Source organism: Aeromicrobium sp. (genome assembly GCF_049586495.1).
GTDB lineage: Bacteria > Actinomycetota > Actinomycetes > Propionibacteriales > Nocardioidaceae > Aeromicrobium.
The window spans coordinates 1-7,572 of the sequence record NZ_JBAVCB010000149.1 but is presented as its reverse complement, the minus strand read 5'-3'; the positions used below and the strand labels follow the sequence as shown (position 1 = coordinate 7,572).

General features: G+C 67.9%; 8 protein-coding genes. 5 read left to right on the top strand and 3 right to left on the bottom strand.

Annotation, left to right across the window (positions count from 1 at the left end; translation table 11 throughout):
- Together WB508_RS07965 and WB508_RS07960 are read left to right on the top strand one after the other, a co-directional pair.
- On the top strand, positions 1–1,368 hold a 1,368-nt coding region (locus WB508_RS07965; RefSeq protein WP_423844353.1), incomplete at its 5' end, for a gamma-glutamyltransferase.
- Between the two features lie 18 nt (positions 1,369–1,386).
- On the top strand, positions 1,387–2,400 hold the full coding sequence (locus WB508_RS07960) for a glycerophosphodiester phosphodiesterase (protein ID WP_423844352.1): 1,014 nt from the start codon (positions 1,387–1,389) through the stop codon (positions 2,398–2,400).
- Here WB508_RS07960 and WB508_RS07955 read toward each other — a convergent pair.
- From WB508_RS07955 to WB508_RS07945, 3 genes are read right to left on the bottom strand one after another with little or no spacing between them, the layout of a single operon-like run.
- Positions 2,351–2,599 (bottom strand): PspC domain-containing protein, encoded by a 249-nt coding sequence (locus WB508_RS07955; RefSeq protein WP_423844351.1) that lies wholly within the window; start codon positions 2,597–2,599, stop codon positions 2,351–2,353. The genes WB508_RS07960 and WB508_RS07955 overlap by 50 nt on opposite strands.
- A complete protein-coding gene (locus WB508_RS07950; protein WP_423844350.1) occupies positions 2,574–2,858 on the bottom strand; it encodes a hypothetical protein in 285 nt (94 codons plus the stop codon). Before WB508_RS07950 ends, WB508_RS07955 begins: the two co-directional genes overlap by 26 nt.
- Positions 2,855–4,018, bottom strand: coding sequence for a PspC domain-containing protein (locus tag WB508_RS07945; protein ID WP_423844349.1), 1,164 nt, complete (start codon positions 4,016–4,018; stop codon positions 2,855–2,857). The genes WB508_RS07950 and WB508_RS07945 overlap by 4 nt, the downstream gene beginning before the upstream one ends.
- Before the next feature lie 130 nt (positions 4,019–4,148).
- Here WB508_RS07945 and WB508_RS07940 point away from each other — a divergent pair, with 130 nt between their 5' ends.
- From WB508_RS07940 to zwf, 3 genes are read left to right on the top strand one after another with little or no spacing between them, the layout of a single operon-like run.
- Positions 4,149–5,399, top strand: coding sequence for a PspC domain-containing protein (locus WB508_RS07940; RefSeq protein ID WP_423844348.1), 1,251 nt, complete (start codon positions 4,149–4,151; stop codon positions 5,397–5,399).
- The gene (locus WB508_RS07935) at positions 5,396–6,037 is read left to right on the top strand and encodes a response regulator (RefSeq protein ID WP_423844347.1); all 642 of its coding nucleotides are present in this window, start codon (positions 5,396–5,398) and stop codon (positions 6,035–6,037) included. The genes WB508_RS07940 and WB508_RS07935 overlap by 4 nt, the downstream gene beginning before the upstream one ends.
- Before the next feature lie 21 nt (positions 6,038–6,058).
- Entirely contained in the window at positions 6,059–7,495 is a 1,437-nt protein-coding gene (zwf, locus tag WB508_RS07930; protein ID WP_423844346.1) for a glucose-6-phosphate dehydrogenase, read from the top strand.
- Positions 7,496–7,572: the final 77 nt, after the last annotated feature.

Genomic DNA, 7,572 nt, shown 5'->3' with positions numbered 1-7,572 from the left:
GTCAACGAGGTCGGCATCGTGTCGCCCAGCTCAGGCGGCTTCATCACCGTCCAGCCGCCCGACGGCGGACCGCCGCAGACGGTCGACGGGTGGATGGACATGCCCGGCCGCGGACTCGGCGGCAGTCAGGATGGCCGCGGCACATGGGATGTCCACACCGAGTACGGGGGCGGCGTGACCGTGACGATTGGTCCTGGGTCGGTGGCCGCTCACGGATCGATTGCCGCCTTCGAGCAGGCGCACCGGCGATGGGGTCGGCTGCCGTGGCGCGAGCTGGTGCTTCCGGCGGTCGATGTCGCGCGGCGCGGTTTTCGGCTCAGCTCGGCGTCCCGGTTCTATCTGGAGTACTCGCACGCGGACATCTTCGGGTGGGATGAGACCAGCCGATCGGCGATCCACGATGCCGCTGGCGCCATCACGTCGGGCCTGGTTCAGCTGCCTGATCTGGCCGAGTCGTTGGAGCAGATCGCCGACCAAGGCGCCGCTGCCTTGCACACCGGCGATCTCGCCCGGATGATCGCCGCGGACGTGCAGGAGCGGGGCGGGATCCTGGGTCTCGCCGACCTGCAGGCGTACGAGCCGGTGACCCGTCCGGCCCTGATGGTCCGATCCGGCGCGTGGACGTTCGGCACGAACCCGCCGCCGTCAGTCGGCGGCGTCTGCGTCACCGCGATGCTCCAGCTGATGGGCGACCGGCCGCACGGCTCCTGGTCGTCCGCCGACATCGACCTCCTCGTTCGAGTGCAGCGGGCGGTGCTGGCCCGGCGCCTCGACGTGCTGGACCACACCGACGATCTGGTCCGCGATGCCGCTGCTCTGTTGGCTGACATCGATCGAGATCAGCTGGCGGTGCTCGAGTCTGGATCGACCGCCCAGGTGTCCGCCACCGACTCGCGGGGCGCGGCCTGCTCGGTCACGGTGTCATCGGGGTACAGCTCGGGCATGGTGGCCCGAGGGACCGGTATCTGGCTGAACAACTGTCTGGGAGAACAGGAGCTGAATCCCCGTGGACTGCACGGGCTCGATCCCGGCACTCGACTGCTGTCCAACATGGCGCCCACCGTGGGGCGCCACGACGACGGCTCGGTCATCGCGATCGGATCGCCTGGCGCAGACCGGATCACCACGGCGACGGTGCAGACGATCGCCGGCTTCGCCAACGGCGGGATGCCCCTGCAGCAGGCGATCAATCATCCTCGCGTCCACGTGCACCGTGCTGGTCGGCCGGACGAGTCGGTGAGAATCGAGACCGACCTGACGATGTACTACGGCGGTGTGACCGCGACCGTGCGGCACGCAGACGGCCGGCTCGTGGCGGCCGCCGACCCCCGCAGGGACGGAGCGGTGCGGCTGACTCGGGGCTCTTGATGTGCTGTGATGGAACCCATGACCGCCCGACCTGTCGTGATCGGCCACCGAGGGGTTCCGGGCGAGCGCCTCGAGCACACTCGACCGTCCTACCTGCTGGCCATCGAGCAGGGCGCTGACTACATCGAGCCTGACCTCGTCAGCACCCGTGACGGTGTTCTCGTCGTCAGGCACGAGAACGAGATCAGCACGTCGACCGACGTCGCGGAGCACCCACGCTTCGCGGATCGCAAGACCAGCAAGATCGTGGACGGGACACAGCTGACGGGGTGGTTCACCGAGGACTTCACGCTGGAGGAGCTCAAGACGCTGCGCACCCGCGAGCGTCTGGTCGATCTGAGGCCGCAGAACATCCCGCTCGCCGGTCAGGAGCAGATCCTCACGTTCGACGAGATGTTGGACTTGGCCGAGGAAGCCACGGTGGCGACCGGTCGTCGGGTCGGCGCCTACGTGGAGACCAAGCACCCCACCTACTTCGCCGGTATCGGCCTGGATCTGAACGATCTGCTGATCGACGCCTTGGAGCGCCGGAGCTCCAACCACGAGGACGCGAACGTGATCATCCAGTCGATGGAGCCGGGCAATCTGCGCCGGTTGCGCGATCGCACACCGCTGACCCTGATTCAGCTGATGAAGGGCAAGGGCGCTCCCTTCGACTTCGTCGATGCCGGGGATTCGCGGACCTATCGTGATCTGGCCACTCCCGCTGGCCTTGCCGACGTGTCCTCCTACGCCGACGGCATTGGACCGATCAAGATGCAGGTCATCGCGCTCGACAAGCGACGACGCCTGGCAGGCGAGACCGGACTGGTGGGTCACGCGCACGACGCCGGCCTGCTCGTGCACGCGTGGACGATGCGCAACGAGAACAAGTACCTGCCAGTCAATCTGCGCAGCAGCAGGGACGACTCGGCGCACGGCGACGCCGTGGCCGAGTACCTCGCCTACTTCGATGCTGGCGTCGACGGCGTCTTCAGCGACTTCACGGCGACGGCTGTCCGGGCTCGGGATCTGTGGGAGCGACGGGGCTGACCACGGTCACGGTGCGGCCGGCCCGTGGGATCAACAACCAGGCGACCAGGTAGGCGATGACCACGGTGCCGAACCCAAGGATCGTCAAGACGACGGCTGCCAGACGGATCAGGTTGGCGTCGACGTCGGTGTAGTGGCCGATGCCGCCACACACGCCGCCGATCCACGTGTTGTCACGGCTGCGGGTCAGGGTCTTCATGGGGTACCTCCGCGGTGGGGTGGGGGTCGGACAAATCTGCTCCCGGAGCCGGGAGCAGCTCGCTGGGCGGGCGCGGGACGGGTCGCCAGAAGGTGGCGATCACGCCGAGGATGCCGAAGACGATCAGGACAGCGCTGACGGTGAAGCTGAACTGCTGCTGGGTCAGCAGGTCTTGCTTCCAGGCGGCCCAGCCTCCAGCGATGGCAACGAAGATGAGTCCGAAGATCAGACCTCTCCACCGGAAGGCGTGGGTGGTCACTGGCGGATCACCTCGATGTCTCCGATCTTCTGGTCGATGGTCACGGTGAGGGCGCGACCCGGATCTGCTGGCGTCTGGATGCGGGTCTTTGTGCCGTTCGTCGTGCGGTCGAACACTGCGATCTCCCCGGCCACCAGGTCGGCGTCGATGGCAACGTTCAGCCCGTTGGGGACGATCACCCGCGTCTGTCCCACGCCGGTCTCGAGGCTGATCGTCGTTCCCAGCAGGGAATCGGGGTCCTCGAGGCCGGTGAGGTTCAGCTCCAGCACCCCGACACCGTGCTCGTAGGTGGACGACACGTCGGCGGCCTTCGTCGGCGCCAGCGTTTGCTCCCCGATGCGCGGGTTGGGCAGGAGGGCACCGAGCCCGAGCGCGACGGCGAGCAGCAGCCCCAGGAAGATCAGCGGCCCGCCGTCGCCGACGACCGTGCTGATCAGCAGTCCGGCGCCGACGATGGCCAGGGAGAGCGCCACGTACGTGGTCCACGGCGCGCCGTCACCAGAGTCCGCGACGATGCGGGCGATCGCGATGGCGATCGCCGTGATCGACAAGGTCAGAGCCGTCAGCGCCCACGACCGGCGCTCGGGCGGCAGCGTGTAGGTGGTGGTCCGGAATCCGTCTTTCACCGACTCGTGCACCGGCGACTGCAGCGCCGCGACAGTGGCGGCTTCGTGCTTCTGGCGGCGTTGGCGAGGGCGCACCACGAACAGGTACACCAGCAGCGCCAGCGGAATCAGGCCCCACGGCACGCCGCCGCCCCACCCCCAGCCGCTGTCGCCGACGGCGACCAGCACGGCCAGCGCGGCGGCGACCACGAGTCCGCCGACGCGGATCCTCTCCTCGTTGGCGTCCAGCCTGAACCAGTCCGCGGCGATGGACTTCTCGGCATCGTCGGCCGGCACGAGGAACCAGAAGGCGGCGTACAGGATGACGCCGGCGCCGCCGAGGAAGATCAGCACGGCGAACACGATGCGCACGAGCACCGGGTCGACATTCAGGTAGCGAGCGATGCCGGCGCAGACCCCGGCCACCAGACGTGGGGTGGAGGATCGCTGCATGTCGGCCACGGTGCGAAGCCGCTGGGCGTCGAAGCCCTCAGCGGGTGGGTCGGCATCCCGCCCCGTGTCGCCCGCGGGGGGGTCCTGATGGGTGTCGTTCATGGCTTCATCGTCTCGGACCGGCGCCCCTGCGCACATCGGGGACGACCCTGAACTGGTCATGAGCCGCGTCAGGGTGCGTCGGGGGGAGTCCGGTCTGGCGGGCCAGCCCCACGACGTGTGACGATCAGGGGTGAGCGAATTCCGCCGTGCGCATCGACCGGCCGATCGTCGACTGGTCGCCGGGGTGAGCACCGGTGTCGCCGAACACCTGGGGGTCGGCGTCCTGGCTGTTCGCATCGCCTTCATCGTCGGTACGTGGTTCAACGGCGCCGGCGTCATCGCCTATTTGCTGCTGTGGCGATTTCTGCCGCTGCAACAGCCCGAGATGTCCCCGGGCCTGGAGTCCGCCACCCGTCGGGGCTTGCGGACCAGCACGCGACCGGCGTCCACGGAGGTCGTTCAGGGCGTCGCGCTGGCCGCCATCGGCGTCGGCGTCCTGGTGCTCCTGCAGGCCACGGGCCGCGGGCCGGACGGATCGCTGCTGGCGCCGGTCCTGGTCGCAGTGCTCGGGATCGCGGTGATCTGGCGTCAGTTCGACGATGCGTCGCTCGGCCGGTGGATGCGCCAGACAGCTGGGGTGGCCTTTGCGGCACGCGTGGGTGTCGGCATCGTGCTCGTGGCGCTGGCCGCCACCTACGTCATCACGCAGGACCGTGGATGGGGGGCAGTCCTCGACCTTGGGTCTGCTGTCGTGATCGCCCTGCTGGGCGTCGCGCTGATTCTTGGTCCGTGGCTCTACAAGCTGATGGGCGACCTGTCCGACGAACGTCGCGAGCGGATGCGGTCGCAGGAGCGGGCCGATGTCGCCGCGCACCTGCACGACTCGGTGCTCCAGACCCTGGCGCTGCTGCAGAAGAATCCGGCCGACGCGGCGCAGGTCGCGACCCTGGCTCGTCGCCAGGAGCGGGAGCTGCGCGCGTGGCTGTACGGCACCGACGAGACCATCGGGGACCGGTTTGCGGCCTCGCTGCGCGGAGTCGCCGCCGAGGTCGAGAATTCCCACGGCGTGGCGATCGAGACCGTCGTCGTCGGTGATGCGCCAATGGGGTCGGCGGTCACGGCACTGGTCCGGGCGGCCCGTGAAGCGATGGTCAACGCGTCCACTCATGCTCGAATCGATCGGATCGACGTGTACGCCGAGGCTGACGGGCGCACGGCGTCGGTATTCGTCCGCGACAGAGGCGTGGGATTCGACGCGGCGCAGATCGCCAAGGACAGGATGGGCGTACGTCGCTCCATCGTCGATCGCGTCGAACGACACGGGGGCACCGCCACGATCCGCACCGCTCCAGGCGAAGGAACCGAGGTGCGGCTCTCGGCTCCGGTGAGTGGACGCGCCAACGCGCCGACTGATGAGCCGCTTCAGGAGAGCACCCCATGAACCAGCTGAGAGTCGCCATCATCGATGATCACGCCATGTTCCGGACCGGGGTCCGCGCTGAGATCAGCGCTGCCGTCGACGTGGTTGGCGAGGCGGAGGATGTCGACAGCGCCGTGCAGATCATCGCGGACCTGAGGCCTGATGTCGTGCTGCTCGACGTGCACATGCCCGGCGGTGGGGGGCTGGAGGTCATCCGACGGCTGAACCTGCGGCACGCCACCACGACCTACCTGGCACTGTCGGTCAGTGATGCCGCCGAGGACGTCATCGGCATCATCCGAGCCGGTGCCCGCGGCTACGTCACCAAGAACATCTCCGGGCCCGACCTGGTCGCCGCCATCGTGCGGGTCGCAGCTGGCGATGCCGTGTTCTCGCCACGACTCGCGGGCTTCGTGCTGGACGCGTTCGCAGGCACCATCGAGGTCGCGCAGGTCGACGAGGATCTGGACCGGCTGACCGAGCGCGAGCGTGAGGTCATGCGCCTGATCGCACGCGGCTACGCCTACAAGGAGGTGGCGAAAGAGCTGTTCATCTCGATCAAGACCGTCGAGACCCACGTCAGCAGCGTGCTGCGCAAGCTGCAGCTGTCCAGCCGTCACGAGCTGACTCGCTGGGCCAACGACCGCCGCCTCATCTGACCGCAGGTCTAGCCTGTGGCCATGGAACAGCCGCACCTGATCGTCATCTTCGGAGCCACCGGTGACCTCGCCCGGCGCAAGCTGTTGCCGGGACTGATGCACCTCGTGCAGTCCGGTCTGGTGCCTGACTCGCGCATCATCGGCGTCTCGCTGGACGAGCTGGATGACGCCGGATTCCGGACCTATGCAGCCGAGGCGTGCCGGGAGTTCAGCACGCGACCGGTGCTCGATGCGGAGCTGGCGGACTTCACGGCGCGCCTGTCGTACGTCAACGTGACTGCTGGGCCCGAGCGGCTCGCGCAGGAGGCAGCCAAGCAGGAGGCCGCGTTGGGCGGGCAGCACGGCCGTCTGCACTATCTCAGCGTGCCGCCGAGGGCCGCCCTCGACGTCGTGCGCACGCTGGCCGCTGCAGGCCTCGTGCAGGGCTCACGGATCATCATGGAAAAGCCCTTCGGCACCGACTTGACCAGCGCTCGGGCGTTGAACGCATCGATCCACGAGGTGTTCGACGAGAGCCAGATCTTTCGCATCGACCACTTCCTGGGCAAGGAGGCGGCCCTCAACATCCTCGCCTTCCGGTTCGCGAACGGTCTGTTCGAGCCGATCTGGAACCGCAACTTCATCGACCACGTACAAATTGACGTGCCGGAGACCTTGTCGCTGGAGGGACGAGCCGGGTTCTACGAAGGCACGGGAGCGTTCAAGGACATGGTGGTGACCCACCTGTTTCAGGTCATGGCCTTCATGGCGATGGAACCGCCGACGTCACTGGACTCAGATTCGATCTCGGAGGAGAAGAACAAGGTCTTTCGGTCGATGCTGCCGCTGGATCCCCGCGAAGTGGTGCGGGGGCAGTACCAGGGGTACCGGGACGAACCGGGCATTCCGGCCGACTCCGACACTGACACCTTCGTGGCGCTGAGGGCCGAGATCGACAACTGGCGGTGGGCTGGCGTGCCGTTCTTCCTGCGCACGGGCAAGAAGATGGCCGAGGGCGCGCGCGTCATCTCCATCGCGTTCCGCGAACCACCCAAGAGCATGTTTCCTTCAGGGTCCGGAGTCGGGCTGGCCGGGCCGGACCACTTGACCTTCGATCTCGCCGACGCCTCGAAGATGTCGTTGTCCTTCTACGGCAAACGGCCTGGCCCGGGCATGAAGCTGGACAAGCTGAGCATGCAGTTCGCGATGCACGACACCGACCGCGCCGGACAGGTGCTCGAAGCGTACGAACGGTTGATCTACGACGCGATGCGCGGCGAGCGCACCCTGTTCACGACGGCCGAGGGCATCGAGCGGCTGTGGCAGATCTCCGAGCCCCTGCTGGCCGACACCCCTCCGGTCCGCGCCTATCCCGCGGGAACCTGGGGCCCGAACGCTGTGCACCAGCTGATCGCTCCCAAAGCCTGGCGTCTGCCCTTCGAGCGCTCCTGGCGCAAGCCCAACGCCACCGCGGAGTAGCGCCGACGAGTCACGCACGTCCGCTGGCGAGTCGCGCACGCCCGCTGAGGAGTCACGCACGCCCGCTGAGGAGTCAC